This is a genomic window from Arthrobacter sp. MMS24-S77 (genome assembly GCF_054888235.1).
Genome location: NZ_JBTZRN010000001.1, coordinates 1,145,975 through 1,163,305, shown reverse-complemented (window position 1 = coordinate 1,163,305; position 17,331 = coordinate 1,145,975). Strand labels below are relative to the sequence as shown.

Annotated in this window: 7 protein-coding genes and 1 pseudogene; 2 read left to right on the top strand and 6 right to left on the bottom strand. The window is 59.5% G+C overall.

Going from position 1 to position 17,331, the window contains the following annotated elements:
- Positions 1–3: 3 nt before the first annotated feature.
- Together ACX5I4_RS05285 and ACX5I4_RS05280 are read left to right on the top strand one after the other, a co-directional pair.
- Positions 4–153 (top strand): hypothetical protein, encoded by a 150-nt coding sequence (locus tag ACX5I4_RS05285; protein WP_461835740.1) that lies wholly within the window; start codon positions 4–6, stop codon positions 151–153.
- 401 nt (positions 154–554) lie between these two features.
- Positions 555–1,154 (top strand): hypothetical protein, encoded by a 600-nt coding sequence (locus ACX5I4_RS05280; protein WP_461835739.1) that lies wholly within the window; start codon positions 555–557, stop codon positions 1,152–1,154.
- A 790-nt stretch (positions 1,155–1,944) separates the two neighbouring features.
- Here the strand turns inward: ACX5I4_RS05280 and ACX5I4_RS05275 are convergent.
- From ACX5I4_RS05275 to ACX5I4_RS05250, 6 genes and pseudogenes are all read right to left on the bottom strand, one after another.
- Positions 1,945–8,379: a DUF3320 domain-containing protein gene (locus tag ACX5I4_RS05275; protein ID WP_461835738.1), complete on the bottom strand. Its 6,435-nt coding sequence runs from the start codon at positions 8,377–8,379 to the stop codon at positions 1,945–1,947.
- Between the two features lie 245 nt (positions 8,380–8,624).
- A complete protein-coding gene (locus tag ACX5I4_RS05270; protein WP_461835737.1) occupies positions 8,625–9,083 on the bottom strand; it encodes a hypothetical protein in 459 nt (152 codons plus the stop codon).
- A gap of 79 nt (positions 9,084–9,162) precedes the next feature.
- Positions 9,163–9,936, bottom strand: a complete 774-nt coding sequence (locus ACX5I4_RS05265; RefSeq protein ID WP_461835736.1) for a phospholipase D-like domain-containing protein — start codon at positions 9,934–9,936, stop codon at positions 9,163–9,165.
- Between the two features lies 1 nt (position 9,937).
- Positions 9,938–12,037, bottom strand: a complete 2,100-nt coding sequence (gene drmB / locus ACX5I4_RS05260; RefSeq protein WP_461835735.1) for a DrmB family protein — start codon at positions 12,035–12,037, stop codon at positions 9,938–9,940.
- Complete coding sequence (gene drmA / locus ACX5I4_RS05255) at positions 12,034–15,735, bottom strand: DISARM system helicase DrmA (RefSeq protein WP_461835734.1); 3,702 nt, start codon at positions 15,733–15,735, stop codon at positions 12,034–12,036. The genes drmB and drmA overlap by 4 nt, the downstream gene beginning before the upstream one ends.
- Positions 15,735–17,321 (bottom strand): annotated as a pseudogene (locus ACX5I4_RS05250) (type IIL restriction-modification enzyme MmeI); the annotation flags it as partial. The gene drmA and the pseudogene ACX5I4_RS05250, both read right to left, overlap by 1 nt.
- Between the last annotated feature and the right edge of the window lie 10 nt (positions 17,322–17,331).

Sequence of the window (17,331 nt, the reverse complement as noted above, 5' to 3'; positions counted from 1 at the left end):
TTCATGAAACTTCTAACTCTCTCCGCGGCGGTGATGTCCCTGATCGTCGCCATTACTGCGTCCTTCAGCAACCTGGCCATGGCGGTCTTGTCGCTCGCCGCGGCTTCAGCGAGTTTTGCGATCTGGTTTGTCTACAGGAAGCAATCAAGGTAAATCTGGTCTGCTTCGCCGTCGATGCTTCTAGATACAGGCTGGAACCGGACCCTCGTAGATTAATCTAAATTGCTAACGCCAAGGATTATGAGGGGACGGCTGCAGAATTTCGTAGCCGCCTGCAGCCGACGCAACCGCGCGAAAGGCGCACGGATCCCGTCGCCGGGCCAGCAGAAGCGAATAGAACGACGGCGGCTTGAGTATTTCGGCTCCCAAGAACTCGTGGCGGTGGGCGAACGCAGGGAGTTGACTGGCGTTTTCGAGAATCTTCCCTAAAATGTCCGACCGCGGTCCTAACGTGAGCACAGCAGGCTGCCGAGAGTAAGAGCAGGGGTCATTTCAACGCTTTCGCACTCGCGGCCCTGCATTGTCTCCGAATCGCTCAACCCGAAGGACCAATCATGACCGAACCACTCGCACCGTACACGCAGCCTGCACCGGTTGCTCCCGTCGAGGCCAAACCGTCGAAGGGCAGCGGCTTCGGCACCGCCGCCCTCGTTCTGGGCATTCTCGCCATCGTCTTCTCGATCATCCCTATCGCCGGCTTCATTGCCTTCCTCCTCGGCCCGCTTGCGATCATCTTCGGTGTCATTGGGTTGACTCGTAAGTTCTCCAAGAAGGGAACCTCGGCTGCCGGACTGATCTTGGGTGTCCTCTCCGTGATCGTCGCAATCATCGTCACCGCCATCATCGCTGCCGCCGCTCAGAGCGTAAGCGACTCGGTGAACAAGGAACACAAGATTGACTACGTCGTCACTGTCACTGGTAAGGCGCACGTCTCTTACTGGACCGAGGGCGGCATGTCCACGGAGGACATTGCAGCCAACTGGAAGAAGAACGTAACTGCCAAGGGCTTCAACCTGAGCTCCTTGACCGTCACTGGTGATTACACGAGCCCGAGCAACGTGACCTGCGAAATCCTGGTCGACGGTCAGAGCGTGTCAAAGAACAGCGGCTCTGGAACAACTGCCATGGCGAACTGCACCGGCAGCAGCAAGTAGCAGCTATTTGATCGCTGGATCCGGTGCCGGAGCACGGCACCGGATCCCCACATACTGCGCTCACTCAAGAAATCATGGATGGGGATGAATGATCATGAATACGCCATCTGAACCGGGTCCTGATCCGTGGCAATCAGAACCACCCACACCGCCGGGAATGCCGGCATGGTCGCCTTTGGTCGGCACAGTGTCGGAGGGCACGACGCCGACCGGTCGCCAAAGGGTTGTCTCTCTGGGAAGGTTCAAACAGATCCCCCAATGGGCTCGTATGGTGGTGCCTATCGTGCTTGTCACGGGGCTGATCGCCGGGGCGGCACTTGGCTTCGGGACACGACCGGCCGTCATACGACCAAGGAAAGAAAACCACGACGACAGGTAGGGAGCCAGCTGCGGTCTGCTACGGAAAACAAGTCACCCTAGAGAACGTCCAACGTCGCCACGGCAGTCACCATCGGTTTTCGGTTCCACTCGGTGAGGTGGTGAGAGATCGTCGTGATCACAAATCCTGGATCCTCGCGGCGAGCTTCATCCAGTTGAGCTTCCAAATCCTTACGGACAGACTCCAACGCCTGCGCCGGATTCTCCGCAGCAGATCTCGAAAACGAGGATATGACGCGCTGTTTTCGTAGGTGCCTTGACAAAAGGCTTCTCCTTCGTTGTCCAAACTGGGTAACGTCGACCCTACCCGGGAACGCCCAGCCAAGTTGATCGGCGGAACAATCGTAGGCATGGACCCCGACACCGACACCCATCGCGCGTCTTCGTCTCATCAACCAAGCTCTGCGAAGCGCTACCCGGCTAGATGAACTACGCCGTCGCGCAACTCGAGCTGGTCCGTATCGACGCCGTGTTGGAGGCCCTGGTTGAGTCGCGCAGTGATGCCGGCCGTGCGCCGTTTTCCGCCGAATGTCCGGACAGTCTCCCTGTGCAACTCATCAATGGAGACTCCGCCGGAAAGCCGGACAATGTCCACCATCGCGTTGCGAAGCTCCACGATGCTAATGTGCTCCGGCTTCCTATCGATTTCAGGTCCGCTGGTCCGGAAGTCGGACCAACTGTCCCGGTCGGTAGATGCGTCCCAGATGAAACCGTCCGAATCGCAGAGGTGAACCGTTTTGTCCAATACATCCAACACCGATTTTGCGCGCTGCGCGTTGACCTTGTTGAGGCTGAACGCGGCGCAAGCGAGCTTGGCCAGCCGATCGCGGTGGATCGGGCCTTCCTCATCAACAATCACACGGATCACTTGACGGACCGACTCTACGGACCTGCGCGAATGCAAACTATCCAAAACGTCCACGTTGCCGAACCGCTGAACTGTCCATGGACTAAACACAGATTGCTGAGGTTCGTCGGCGGCGGTGGCTTGCCCAAGGATTTGAGTCGCGGGAGCTAACAACAAACCCTGAGCTGACGCTGGCTCGTAGCTGAATACGTCGTCGCCATGATCACCCGAAAGGATCGGCTCGACCGTCGAAAGCTCAAGCTCACCCTCCGCCAATCCGAGAGACTCGGACGGCGAGGTAGCAGGACCAGAATCCGCCTGCTCGAAAGCTTTCTCAAGCTTGTCCAGCACTTCGTCCCGGTCCTTGATCCACGCCGGCAGCCAGACCCGCTGAACTGACGGCCAGCGCATCATGCGGGTGAGGACGTCGCCTGGCAAGCCGTCTCTGTCGCCCGCCGTGCGACGGGCCGCCCAAGCGGGGCTGTCAAGAAGAATGGCCATTGCCGGGCGGTCCGGGGACTCCTGGGACGCGACGCTGATGTCGACCTTGAAGTCGGACAAGCCAACGTCCGTGGCGACGGCAAACCCGCGGTCCCGGAGCGCGTCAGCAACTTCCTCACGGTGTAAGTCCACCCCAATGGCGCGGCGACCATCATATGGGAGTGCGCTGGTCCCCTGTTCGGCAAGATCCAAGTAAGAACGCAAATGCTTGATCCCTACAGAGCTCGTCTCCTCGGCCCGCAGCTCCGAAGGGCTGAAACTCGAGAACACGATCACCTGCCGGCGAGCACGGGTCACGGCCACGTTGAGGCGCCGCTCACCACCGGCGCGGTTCAGCGGGCCGAAGTTAAGCGGCAAGTAGCCTTTATCGTTTTTGCTGAAGCCCGTGGAGAAGAGAATGACGTCCCGCTCGTCGCCTTGAACGTTTTCAAGGTTCTTCACGAACAAACCTTCAACGTCTTCGTCCAGCGCCTTGATGATCCGGGGATCGTCCGTGTCGCGAAGCAAGCCTTCGATAAGTGCCCGCTGCTGCAGGTTGAACGTCACCACACCCACCGATGGCGAACCTACGGAATCCACGTCGAAACGCCGGCGGACCTCCGCCACCACGGCCCCCGCCTCGATGGGGTTGGTGCGAAGCACCTTGGACGGCCCGGACCTGTGGAACTGTCCGTGCACCCGGACGAAGTTGACGCCGTGGCCGCGAAGCCCGGGATCCGGCGCTCCGTGCGACGGTCCGGGAAAGGACGAGAGCTTGCTGTCGTAGTACTGCTGGTTGCTGAACGCGATGAGGGACTCGTCCTGGCTCCGGTAGTGCCAGGACAGCCACTGCCGCGGTACCCGTGCCTCCACGCACTCGGAAAGGATGGATTCCATATCCTCCACTGCCGTGATGTCGTTCTCGACCTCATCGCCAGAGTCGCCGGAGGATTCAGCAAACGACGTCGGCGGCATCTGCTTACTGTCTCCAACGACCACCACGGAGGCACCCCGCCCCATGGCGCCAACAGCGTCCGCAACGCGTATCTGCGAGGCTTCGTCGAACACCACAATGTCGAACAGGTCTGCCTTTGCGGGAAAAAACCGCGCCACCGAGTCGGGGCTGACCAAGGTACACGGCATGATCTGCGTGACGAGATCCGCGTAGTTTTCCATGAGCTTGCGGACGGTCATCCCGCCGCGCTGCCGGGTCAGCTGACGTTGCAACTCCCCCATCCGGCCAGAGTTCGACGACGACGAGACCCGCCTTCCGGTAACGACCCCGGCGGCAAGGTTGCGCCTCAGTAGCTCGCGAACGGCTGCCGCTCGCGAGGTGAACCGCTCGATGTTGCGTTCGTGGGCATGGGAATCAAAGTCCTGCAGACCGGTGGCGAGACTGCGTTCCTTGAGGGAGCTCTCGGCAAGTCCGCGTTCAAAGGCAGCTGCTGCGTCGTCTGCATCCAGAAGGCCGTCAAGGATCGCAGTGCGCGCCCCGTGCAGTCCCACGGACCGGAGCGGTTCAATGTGCTCTAAAAGCTCAACCCAGCGCTGCAGCGGGGCCGAACCGGCGGCATCCAGGCGCCGGGCCGAGCGAGTGTCTCCCCAGACTTGCAGAAAGCCATCATCTCCCGCCCAGCTCCTCAGCTCGGACCCCGCGACCGCGGGGACCTTCGTGAAGGCCTCCCACGCCTGCCCAAGCTCGTACAGCCATCCGACGATGTTTTCGTGCACAGCTGGCCCCTCGTTGAGGAAGGTGCGCAGAGCCCTCTGGAAAGGGAAATCGCTCTTCCCGTTGTTCGGGACTACTGCCTCGGCCGCCCAGCGCAGCCATCCCAGACGGTGGTTCAACGCCGCCTGCCCTGCTTCCGTCAGCGGGTTCCACGATTGAGGAACGGAGACACCGGGGACAGCCTGAGCCTCGTTTTGGAGCCCCTGAATTTGCTGCTGTGCGCTGACCAAATTTTCCACTAGCGGCAGCAGTTCCTTGTGCCGAATCTCTGCGCCTGGGCGTACAACGGTGTCCAGTTCAGCCGCGACGGCTAGTAGCCGCTTCTTTCGTCCGAAGAACCCGGTCGCAGCGGCCTGCCGAGCGCGTGCCAGGATGTCTTGCAGCGGAAGGTCCATAGCCTCCGGCGCCACCTGTTCAAGACCCGGGTGATTAACCGCGGCGAACGCGGCCACCAGCTGTTCCAGATGGCCGGCACCGGTGGACCACTGCCCGGACCGGACGACGTCGAGCGTTTCCAGCGGAACGCTCCTGTCTTTCAGCAGCGCGGCGAGAGTCGCGACGTCGGACGGCTGGCCGGCGGAGAGGACGACGTGGGCCAATCCCTCAACGGAGCGGACGGCGTCGAGCGCTGCGTCGAGACGCCTCCCGATGGTCAGCAACTGCTCTGCCTGCTCCGGCCCTGCGACAGCCGCGACAAACCGCCATGGGTGGTCCTTCCCTGGTCGGGCACGGTCGGTGTATTCAGGCAGCTCACGCAGAACGCTTCGGACCGCCTCCAGAGCGGAATCGTTCACTGAGGAGGTGAAGTCTGTTCCGAGTGCAATCGCAGGATCGTCCGGCTCGTAGGTGAGCGCCTTCGTGCGGGCACTGTAAAGGGAGAGATGCGCCCCGTTTTCCTCATGCAGGTTGCTGGCGTAGCGAATGAGGCCACGGCGGGCGGCGGCCAAGTCCGTTGAGGCAGTTTCGAGCTGCTGGGCATCCGAATCCAGTCGGAGTTCCAGGGCCCGTTTGATCTGAGCTCGGACCACGGCAGGCTTGCTGCCTTTGTCGTGGAGGTCCAGGGAGAACGGTCCCATTCCCACCTCGTCGAGGCGCTTCTGCACGACCTCAAGTGCAGCTCGTTTCTCGGCGACGAACAGCACCCGCTTTCCTTCGACGATTGCGCGCGTGAGCAGGTTGGTAATGGTCTGGGATTTCCCCGTCCCTGGAGGTCCTTCCAGGATGAAGGTCTGACCGGACACCGCCGACGCGACGGCCTGAAGTTGTGATGAGTCAGCCGGAATGGGGCATTGGGCAGCGAGTGCGTCGAGGTCGACGTCGTCACGCACGGTCACGGCGTCCTGGAACAGTTCCGTGGGGGTGCTGATGAGGTGGTGCACCAGCTGGTTCTTGGCGAACTGCTCCCAGTTTTCATCAAGATCCTTCCAGAGCCGGAACTTGGCGAACTGGAGCACGGACAGGTCAACGGTGTTCTCCACCCGGAAGGCGAGCCCCTTGGCCGAGACTGCCTCGCGGACGGCGTTGAAAGCTGCGTCGAGATCGATTCCTGAGCCATCCTCAACAGGCTCGGACAACCCAGGAATCCGCAGTCCGTGAGTCAAAGCAAGCTTCTCAAGCAGACAGTAATTAGGAGTGGACTGGCCAGCTTCGTCCAAGGTCACGCGGTAGAGCCCCTGCTTGCCTGCGGAAGTCAGATTGACCGGTACAAGTACCAACGGCGAGCGAAGGGTACGGCCGTCGAGTTCCCACATAAGGCTGCCGAGAGCCAGGTAAAGGTTGTTGGCGCCGGTCTCTTCCAGCTGGGTCTTGGCTTTGTAGGCCAGACCACGCATCTTGGTGCTGTAAGCATCTTCGCTGACCTCTGCGAACACTGCCTTCTTGGAACTGAGCAAGGCGATGAGCTCATCCTGTGGCAGGTCACGGCCAAAGCGGATACCGCGCTCTTGGTAAACCGCGCTGATCTGGTTGGAAGGTAGCAGGCTGATCGGGGTGCCGTTGTTGATGAGGTCCTCAAACGAGCCGATCCACGAGCTGGGAACGGCAAGTGGGAAGCGTGCGGTGTCGGTGAAGTTGATCAGCCGGTTCCGCAAGCTCAGGTCCAGCAGCGCGTTTTTCCACTGAGTGACACGAGGCGGGATTTCGGTTGCATGGCTAGCGGTACGGACGACCTGACCATGCTTCTCGGGGAGTGCCGGTGCCACCTTCGTTGCGGGAGCGTAAGTGGTCACTACCGGAGTCCCGGTCTCAGACGTGGTCCGGGCCGGCAGCGGGTAGATGCCGTCAAGCCGAGCGCGCCGGATATCCGTTACGGCCTGAATCTGGTCGTTGCCCGATTCGATGTATTTGGCTACGGGTGCGTTCCGCAACGCGGCAAGGGTGATGGGCTGGCTGCCCGTGAGCAGCGTCGTCTCGATCAGACCGATGTAACCCCGTTGGACAAGGCTGACGAGTTGAGGGACGTCGTCGGATGCGGCTGTGGGCAGCACACCTTCTTCCCGCCAATATCCCAAGAACGCGTGGCCGTCCACAATCCAAAGCAGTGGTTTGATGTCGGAGAATTCCAAGGCGGCGGCCAGGACAATTGTCGTGTCGAGGCACGTACCGAGCCGATCCTCGAGCACCTGCTCCGGGGTGCGAACCGTCTGCCCTTGGACTCCCCAGTTAGTCGGCGGCAAACTATAGCGAATGTTCCTGTTGCTAGCAGCTTGGGAAAGCGCGAAGACGATTTCGTCAACGCGATCGGAGCCTTCCGTATAGCCGCCTAGGCTGCTACTGCCGGTGGCAGCTGAAAGAAGGTCGGCTGCCTCGGAGACAAGCCTTCCGATTGCTGGGTGGTGCGGCTGAACGTAAGCCGCCAAGAATTCGTATGAAACCAGTCCGTTGCCGGCGATCCAGAGTTGGGCCGGAAGGAGATCGATGCGGACCTCCGCCTTGCCGATCTCTGTTGCGCCGTCTCGCGTGCCGGATCCAACGGTCACGATTACTCTGCCGGCTTGCTTGTCTGAGAGCTCGTACATGGTGTTGGCCGAAACCGGCACGTCCACGTCGTCCAGGAAGACGCTCTGGCCAGCGGCAAGGTCAACGTATTGTTGGAAGTCCTCAGAGATCCTCCCCGCAGTGGACATCACCTCGATCCGGACCACCGCGCCCCGGACTTCGGCGCCTGGATTGGTGATCTTGATCTGCCGGACGAACTTGAAACCGTTGTGGGCCATCGCGTAGCTCAGCGCGTCAGCCGCAGTGATCTCAACAAGGATCTGGTGCTGAGGTTTCTCGGCAGGCTCGCCGGACGATGATTCGTGGAGTTCGTCCGCCTCACCTGGAAGTGCGGTGGCTTCGAAGCCGTTTCCGACGGCGCCCTTGTCCTTAGTTCTGTATTCCTCAAGCAGTGCGGCGACAGATTGCTCAGCGTCGTCGAGTTTCAAACACTTAGCCAACCGGCCCGCTGTGTCCAAGGCACGGTAGGTGTCCGCGTTGTCGAAGGCCTCGTTGTGGGCCCAGAGGTTACGCATCTGGCGAAGTTCGGAGGTGTAGCTGCGGGCGTCGTGCCCCAGGTTGAAGGGGTAACCGAGCGAGCCGAGAGACTCGGTCATAACGCGCAGTTGAACGCTCAGATCCGTGGCTGCATAGCTTTTCGGAGCTTTACCCGCGCTGGCATCTTTGTGCTCAAGAAGTTTGGGCCAGGAGATTCCTGGCGCCAAGCCACCCAGATGTGCACTGATGTAGGGGCCAAGTCCGGCTGCCAAGGTGTCCAGAGCACGGCCGACGTACTCGCGGTTCGAAAGCCCCATTGTGTTCCCCAATCTTCGGCAACTCAGCCGACGTCAACTCAGTTCAGATTAATGCCCACGCCAGCAAGTCCAAATCGCCCAAGGCCCAACTTCAGGAGTGTCGTCCTGCCCACGTCCTCTTTGCGAAATTCAACAGCGGTTTCGAGGCCTGCAAACCGACGCAGACCTCCGGTACAAGATCAGCGCCAGCAGAACCCAGTCCGTTGCGTTGAACAAATCCAAATTGTGACCGCGATACCGCACCACTATCGACATATGACGATCCTGTGCGCCCGCATTGGATCAACTTTCTTCAAGAACGCATTCATAGCTTTCGACGTTGGTGCTTCGATCGAAAAATCACCATAGATTCCCTCGAGCTGTTTCCACACAGATAGCGAGAGCCCGTTGTTTCGCTGATTCGGGTGAATCCACCAGAAACAAAGGAGCCATCCGCTGGGAAACTTTTCCATTTGAACAACACCGCACGCCAACTCATAGGTCGCCCGAAGCACCTTGCGTGGTTGGATTAGCCACACTTCACCGCATTCACCGAAATTCCCAGGATCAGAACCGGTTTGCGTCTCTTCCCGAAACTGCGTCGCCAACTGACGAACCACAGTCCAGTCTGTTTCAAGCGCTCGAAAGATCTCGCCTTTGAGTTCGCGCTTCTCGACGGGAAACATTCGGATGTGGATGTGCGAATCATCGATGTCGGCTTCCATCTCCGGTAAGTAATCCACTATTGTCCGTTCTTCGTTGGCAACCGGAGTATCTCGGAAATGAAAAGCTGAACAACGTTCATCATGAAGACCTCGAGTGTTGAGTCGCAGATTGCACCTGAATTAGCAGACCTTGGGTCTCAAAGGCCCGGACATCCCTCAGTATCTTTCTTGCCAGCGTTTCCGAGTGAACCTGCAGACCCAGCTCGACGTTCTTTGACGACGCCGCATTGCTAAAGTTGGCACTTCCGACGAATGCCCACTTGGAGTCGACAACGACGAACTTTGAGTGGAGCACCTGATACGATCCGTCGGCAGCGTCGGCAAGCGTTAGGAGCTTGCAGCCGGGGATCTCGTGGCTGAGCTGAATACCCAGCTGCGTCATGCCATTTGCTGGACCGTACTTGCCTCCTGGCGTTGCCATCAGGGTGACGGCCACTCCGCGCACGGCTGCATCCCGTAACGCCCGTACCATCGCGCTCTGCAACTGAATGTTGAAAGTAGAGGCGACGATAGATTCCTTGGCCTCACTGATCTCGTGGAACATCGCGGAAGTGCTAAGTCCCGCAACCTGGGCCAGCGCAGGCATTGTCCAAACAGTCTCGATCTCCGCCTGTACCTCTGCCCTGGCAGACAGAAGTGCCGTGCAAATTCCGGACCGCAGGCGCGGCGACACTTCGCTCAGCTCAGCTTCATTGAATAGGCGGCTGACCACCTGCACTTTGCTTCCCGATAATTGCTTGGCCGCCATTCCACAGCTCTGGCCCATATCGAAAGCAGCAACCAGCTTCTTTAGTTCTGCTGCCGTCAGTATTCTGCCAAGCTCCGCGAATGCGCCCCCACCCGCAGCTGCCATGTCATCCCTCCAGGAGTGCCTGGAACAGGCTCGGGACCTTTTCGCCGCCGGCTTCGCTCGACGCCGGAAGGTCCACCATGAACCGCCGGTCAAGGAACCGGTTGGAGTTCTGGCAGGACGTCTCCGAGTTGAATAGGCAACAATGGCACGCGGCGCCATGCAGGAAGTCCTCCGGATCATGAGGGACACGCTGAGCGCACACTGGATCCGAAGAACACCGTGAGGCTCGTAGGAGAGCGTCCCGAATTAACTTGCCCAGCTTGTCGGGATCGCTGAGTGCAACCAATCCTCCTAGAGTTCCCTCAGAATCCGGAGCGGTGGTGGAAATCAAGACTCCGGCGGCCGGCTGCAGGACCCCATCGCCCTTCCACGCATACAAGCGTTCCCCGATACTCGCCGAGCTGTACCCGCTCCGAAGAGTCATCTGACGGATCAGCGCATGAGAAAAGGTGTGGACAGCCCAGAAACGCGGCGGCGGAAATCTCTCATCCGCGGTCCCTGCCCCCGCAGTGTCGGAGAGCCTGTTGGCCCAGTTGCGGGTGTGCGCCTGGCGGTGACGCTCCCACACGACGGACCCCTCCACCTGCTTCTCCCAGGCAGCAACAGTGTCCTCATCAAACCGGATGAAGATACCTTCTCCGCGGTCTTCAGTCGCCGGCACCCACTCGGGTTTGGTCCGGCGTAGCGGCACGACGCGGCTTTTGTGGTCAGAGATTCTGTCCAGGGCGTCTATCCGGGTGAACCCGACAATGGCGTTGACTTTCTTAAGCTTGTTCACGGCCCCCACGCCGGCAATAAGACCTCCCGCACCAGCCGGAGGGGACACATCGGCAATTTGGAAATCAGACGTCGCCGCGATCTTGGGGAACTGACTGGGGTCACTCAGCACACGCCACTCGGGGTCCAAGAGCTTCACTTGATCGAAGGCCTCCGAGTTCACGTCGGCAATGTTGGTCAGGTCTTCCCCGCTCAATGCCAATCCGACCGCTTGGATGAGGAGTTCATCAGTCAAGTCGTCAACGGGCACTTGGCACTTCGCCTTGATCTGATCCCGGAGCACGCTGATAAGACCTGTCGGCACAATTGACTGAACCTGAGCCAGGTCAGCCGCATACAGCGCACCCTTCAACTCTCTCGCGACTTCAGTCGCGGATCGGTCGATCTTCCGAGGCAACACTAGTGTCGAAACGAGCGACGAAAACCACAGGTTCGCCGCACCGATCATGAGCGTCTTGACTTCCTCGGTGCATCCTTTCGGGTCGAACCAGTCGAGGTGAGGGTGCCTGGCCCTGCACCGTGGCAGCTTGTCGTGAGCGGCCGGTCCGTAAGCCTCGTTCATGAACCGGGATTCCCGGCAAGACAAGCACGTAATCTTGGTAAGGTTCGAGCTTCCGAGATCCTGGAGTCGAAGCGTTGGTGCGCCGGAGGCCTTGGCGCACTTTCCGCCCCTGTGGACCCATTCCTGGTAGGGGAATTCGTCCACATGGCCGTTGGTGCAAACCAGCAGGAACCGCGCCGGTACCGCAGGGCGTGCCGACCCTTTCTTGTCGGGTTTGGGCGTCCCGTCAACAGCGGCAACGGCCTTCGACCGCCCCGGGCAGCCTTCATGCGTGAACCCGGCCTGATCGGGCCTAAAGGGGTTTGTGTTCTTGTAGGTGAACACCGAGCTGGAAACCCGAGCCAACCGGTCACACCCGGTGCAGCGCAACCACTGCGGGAACACCCGCGCAGGTACTCCCAGGTCCTTACCCTCGTCCCTGTGGCCGTTTGCGGTGGGCTGCCAGGGGAACGGGCGAAGCTGCTCCACTTGGGGGCCCAGGTGCCCACGTACCACGTCAAGAAGCCTCGGCTCGCTGATCGTCGTCTGGTGCTCCCTGCGGGCGTAGATTGTGTCCCAGGCATCGAGTCCGGCCGGCATCACCGTCATGTTGGGCAGATCGACGACAGCCCCGACGCCCGAGGAGTACAACAGCGCGTTCGGTCTCTGGCCGCTGACCTTCGCGCGGTTCTTGCTGCCCGAAACCTCGGCATCGCCCAGCGGATCTAGGTTGACAGCAGCGTCAATGGCTATAGAAGGGTCAGATGTCAGTTGTTCAGTCATTTGGCACCGTCCTCAACAGGGAAGATCCAGTCAACGGCACCAAGTCTGGCCTCATTTGCCACGAGGTTCTCCTTGAGGGGGCTGACGAGAAGATTGATCTCGGGTTGGACTTCACGCATCGAGTTCGCAACGCGGAACAAGTCGTCCATGTTTTTGGCGTCAAGTTCCTCGGGGCTCTTCAGCAGGAATGCACTGGCGTTGGCGTTGGCGCTCGTTGGCTTAGTGAATCCCAGGTCATGAGCGGTCTGTTTTGCTCTTGAGTCCCAATGGTTGAGCCTCATTTGAATCAGATCCTTGAAGCGTTCGGATTGGTGTTCATCGGAGGCCGACTCCACACGAGAGACGAGCCTGGCGATGATGTTTTCAACCGCTGAGTATCGGGCCCCGACGAGTCCGGCTTTTTGTTCAGGATTGAGCGAATCACCAACGGAGGCTCCCTCGATCACCCGGACTGCCGCTACCAGCAAGCCCGCCACCCCACGATCCATCGATGTTTCGGAATAAGGGGTCACGGATAGCGGCTCCACCTGCGAGTAAAAGGTGTCGTGATAGTGCTGGAACTGTTCAAAGTGGGCTAAGTCGCGGGGCCGTGTCCAGTTTCCCAGCGACACCACGATTCCCGGTTTGCTCGCGACACGTCCCACGCGGGACGACGCCTGAATGTACTCGGCCGTGTTTTTGGGCTGTCCGACGACGAGCATGAGACCCAGTCTGCCGACGTCGACGCCCACCTGAAGCATGGACGTCGCCAGTACCACGTCGTATGGATACGGGCCCTTCCTTGAATCAAGACTGTTGCCCGCGTCCCTGGCCTCGCGCCAAGCCTTACGGGCTGATGTTGACTGGACCTCGGGATCGAATTCTAGAGCCAGCTTGTCCAGGGTCGACTTAATATCGTCGGACGAAATGCGCGACGTCAGCTCGCCGTACTGCAACTGATAGCCCAAGATCCGCTGCGAGAACCCGGAGTCCTCACGCGGCCGGCCGACGGCCGTGGCTACATCGTCGGCCACGTAGCGGCTCATGCCGGCGAGTTCCCGTGTTGCGCTGAAGTAGCCGACCAGAGTCATGTATGGATCGGCGGCTTCACCGAAGTCATCCAGAACTTTTTGCCCAGACAGCAGGAGCAACGATGCCAGCGATATTTCCGCGGTCGTCAGACGCACGCCTTGGGCGCAGACGCCGATGTAGCGCCGGCCGGGGTTCTCCTTTGACACGGGGAGCTCCTTCGAAAAGAAGGTATCCTCGACATCCAGCACTTGCGGCGGAAACACGCTCGGCGTCCGCCCGTAGAGCGCCCGGACCTGCTCGTGTGCGTTTCGCACGGTCGCGGTGGACGCGATGATGAGCGGGCGCACTTCGCGTCCTTCGGCATCCGTCCAGGAACTGACAACGTCGATAACTGACTCGAAGAGTCCGACGGCGGTTCCCAACGCTCCGGCGATGAGGTGGAGTTCGTCCTGGATGATCAGGTCCGGCGGCCGCAGGCGGTCGCAGTCAACCACGCTGGCCACGGGCATCGATCCCTTGGCATTGTGTCTCTCCGCCCCGCCGCAAGATCGCGTGTCAGCGTGGACGTAGCCGTGGCGTTCGCAGTATTTCCGTACGTAGCCGAAGAGGCTTGCGGCTTCGCCCTCGCGCGAGAGCCGGGCGAACTTGTCCACAGTGCCGAGCAGGAAGGTTGGCGGGTGCCGGTAGATTTCCTCGTCTACCGTCAGAATCGGCAGACCCGGGTTCTCCCACTTGCTGCTTCTTCCCTTGGTGAAGGGACAAACTTCCTCATCATCGCCGCAGTACACATAGACGCGCTGACGGTCGGCATCAGCTTCTACATGGCTGCGGCCGTCGATTGCCGTTCCGCACCAGGGGCAGCGGCTCACTTGGAGAACAGTGAGACCGTGCGCCTTGGCGCTGTTGTTGGCGCGGACCTTATCGATCTGCTCTTTGGCGTCATCAAAGCGCTTGGGACTGACGTTCATGCCCACCCAGAGCCCGATCGTGAATGGTTTGCTGCCCCATTTTGCGGGGTCTACCTGGCGGATCATTTCGGCGGCGCATACGAGCGCGGTTGCGCGTTGGAACTGCTGTGCGGTGAGCAGGCGGAGTGTGTAGCGCATGAGGACGGCGACGCCGGACTCGCCGTCAAGCTGCTGCGCAAATTCGTCTCCGGTCTTGAGGGTTCCCTGCAGCCGCCGGATAGCGAAAGTGAAGGCGGCCAGACCCAGATACGCCTCAGTCTTGCCACCACCGGTGGGGAAGAACAGCAGCTCGACGTTCGCCGCAGGACTTGACCGACGCGGGTGGTGCGGTTCAACCATGGAAGGGATTTGCATCAGGATGAAGGCGAGCTGGAATGCGCGCCAAGCCGGCGGCCTGTAGCCGGCCTCGGCCCGCACATGCTGCCTCGAGCTTTCGAGGGAACTAGCTTCCCCCGCGGCCCGAGCCTGTGCCACCTGCGATTGGAAGCGCTGGTCGCGCATGGCCGCATTCATGAAGCGGAAACAATCCAAGGCCACTTCGTTGTCTGCGAGGTACTGGATTCCCTCGGCTAGCCGATTCTTGGCGTAATCGGCGGATTCAATAAGATCCGTAGCCGTTTCGCCTAGGTTGTCCGGAAGAGCCTTGGCCTTTGCCTCCTGCTCAGCGAGCCAAGTGGCGTATCCGTCCACCATCGGCATGAGAGCAGCCGCAACACCGTCCGAGCTGATGTTGGCGAGGACATCCATGTCCAGCTCGACATCCTTCATGGAGGGGGCCTGGGTCTGCGGAATTTCGGCGACGGGCAGCCAGGAGGTCTCCACGGACTTCGCCCGCCGCGAACCCTCGTCCGCTGTCCACGTCACCGAGCATGTGCGGCCGACAGCGAACTCCAGACGATTGCGGTACTGCAAGGCCAAGGCCTTTTCCTCGTCCTCCAGATGCGGCCCGATGTCATCGCCAAGGTAGTCATGGCTCGGCAAGAAGACGGATGAGCCGTCAACAGCGGTCACTTCGACCTTGGTCTGGAAGAGCCAATCGTAAAGAGGGATCTTGGCAGAAGTTGGAAGGTCATTGCACAGAGCGAGTTCGATCAGCTGGGCTCCGTTCTCCTGCAGGTACCGATCGACTTGAAGGATCACGGGTTTGGACAGATCAACACGCTGGGTCACCCCGGGCGCCATGTCGTCCAAGTTGAGCGTCTCCTCAATTTTGAAGGGTTCACGCTGATAGACGCTCCGGGGTTTCCTGGCTTGCACGCCCACTGACGTTTCCGCGGGCACTTCCGGAACTATCGTGCTTGTGCTGTAGCGGCCCCACGACGCAATCACCCGTACTGCGGTCACCTCGGCAGGAAGTTGGAAGCGCATGCCCATGGATGAGGGGGCCATCAAGCCCTTCTTAACGGTCTTTACTCCCGAGTCATCAGCGTCCTCAGTTTCGTCCTCGTTGTCCTCTTCCGCCTCAACCGCGACGCCGCGCTGTGCCTGGGGGTCCGCCAAGGAAAGACGTTGGGCAGCTTCGTCGCCGGCGTCTTCCGGTGAAAGGGGCACGTTGCCCTTGATTACGTCTGGTTCCAACGACGACGGGGCCAGCGCGCCCACGAGGTAGGCATCTCGCGGACTCTGGGTCAGAGTCTCAGTTTCCCCAAGCCGCGGTCCAAGCAGATTGAGTCGAACGAGGTCTACGAAGTCCTCACGGGCTTCAAATGATGTTGACATCAGAACATCTTCTCTTGGGCATCGGCGAGCTGGACGGCCGGCCTGGCTGCGAAGGTCCGCTGGGGCTTCGTCGAACTGCCACTCGTAACTTCCTCGGCAGCACGCCGATGGTTTTCTTCTAACAATCGGTCCAATATCTCGTGCCGCGCCGCTGGGCAGACCGTCCACCGTTCTGAGCCTCGATACGTATGAAATCCGTATTCAAGAGAAATATCATTCCAACCGAATGCCTCCAAAACCATAGTGTCAAGCCCACGGTGGATGGTCCGGAGCTCATCCACTTCCTCGTCGCCCAAATGAGAAGGATCGTTGACGAGATTGTATAGCTTGGTTATTCCCATGTTGCGATTAATCATCATGTTCGACCTATAGTCATTAAGCCTCCTGCCGATGTCCTCCAGCTGATTACAGGGTTCTGGAAGTGGAAAGGATTCGAATGCGTGAGATGGGGAATATCTGGTGGTCGTGCCGAGCGTAGAAGAGTATTCAAGCACCCATGCTAGATGTATTTGAGACGAAAGAACCGCCTGGACGACGTAGGAATCAGTTGCAAAGACCACGAGAGCGTCACTGAGAACTTGTGCTGCGTCGACACGGACGGGCATTACCGTCTTGCTATGTCGAGTAAGCACGAGAACTTGCCTTCGGTCGCCAATGGCCTTCCGCAACTCAGGCCGAGCGCGCAGGAATCGCCACCATATTTCCTTACCGACAGCATCATTAATCTTTTGTCGCTCAGGAAAAACCTTCGAAAGAACATGATCGAATGGAGCTTCGTAAACTTTGGCCTCTTCGAGAGAACGTGCCGCAAAATTGATTACGAATCGCGCCGCAGAAAGCGAAGGATTCACATTCACGTCCTCTCCATTAAGGAAAGGAAAAATCACTTCAGAATTGGCCTGGTCATCCTGCAGCATTTTATTTGCCTCCGACGGAGACAGTATGAAACCGGTTCCCAGAACATACACGCCCGTGAAAGCGATGCCAGTGTTGGTGTGCAATGGCTTTGGCGCGCCCGTCACACGACCTTCTATCGTCAACCAAGGAGAGACGGTCCCTATGCGTCCGTCGGCCATCGTGATAGCTGTTTCAGAAAGGGGCGCGAGACTACCCCAGACGGCAGCGAAATCAAGTGCGGCACTCTTTGAAGGCCATGGGGCACTCTGTATGGCTCGACGTATCGTTAGACCATTATTAACCATTGATGCTAGCCCGACTTCTTGCGTGTCGGCTTGAGCCACAGTATTTGTGGCAATCAGTCCCAATTGTCCCGATGCAGGCCTAAGAAGCACTTGTGATCTTAAGAAGAAATACGCCACAAGGTCTGCAATCCCGCGCCTACCTTGCGCAATTTGCAAGGTAAACCAGGACTTAACATTATCTCCCATCACGCCAGAAATCTTCTTACCGCCCAAAAACGGCGGGTTTCCGATAACGGCATCAAAACCGCCATGTCGGATCATTACATCTGGAACCTCGACGATCCAATGTATCGGTTTCCACTGTTTGTAGTCGGTTTCAACCGTAGGCATGAGGCCCGCCTGAATTATGGATTCCAGCATCCGAGGATCGGCATCTACGGACGAATTCGGATAC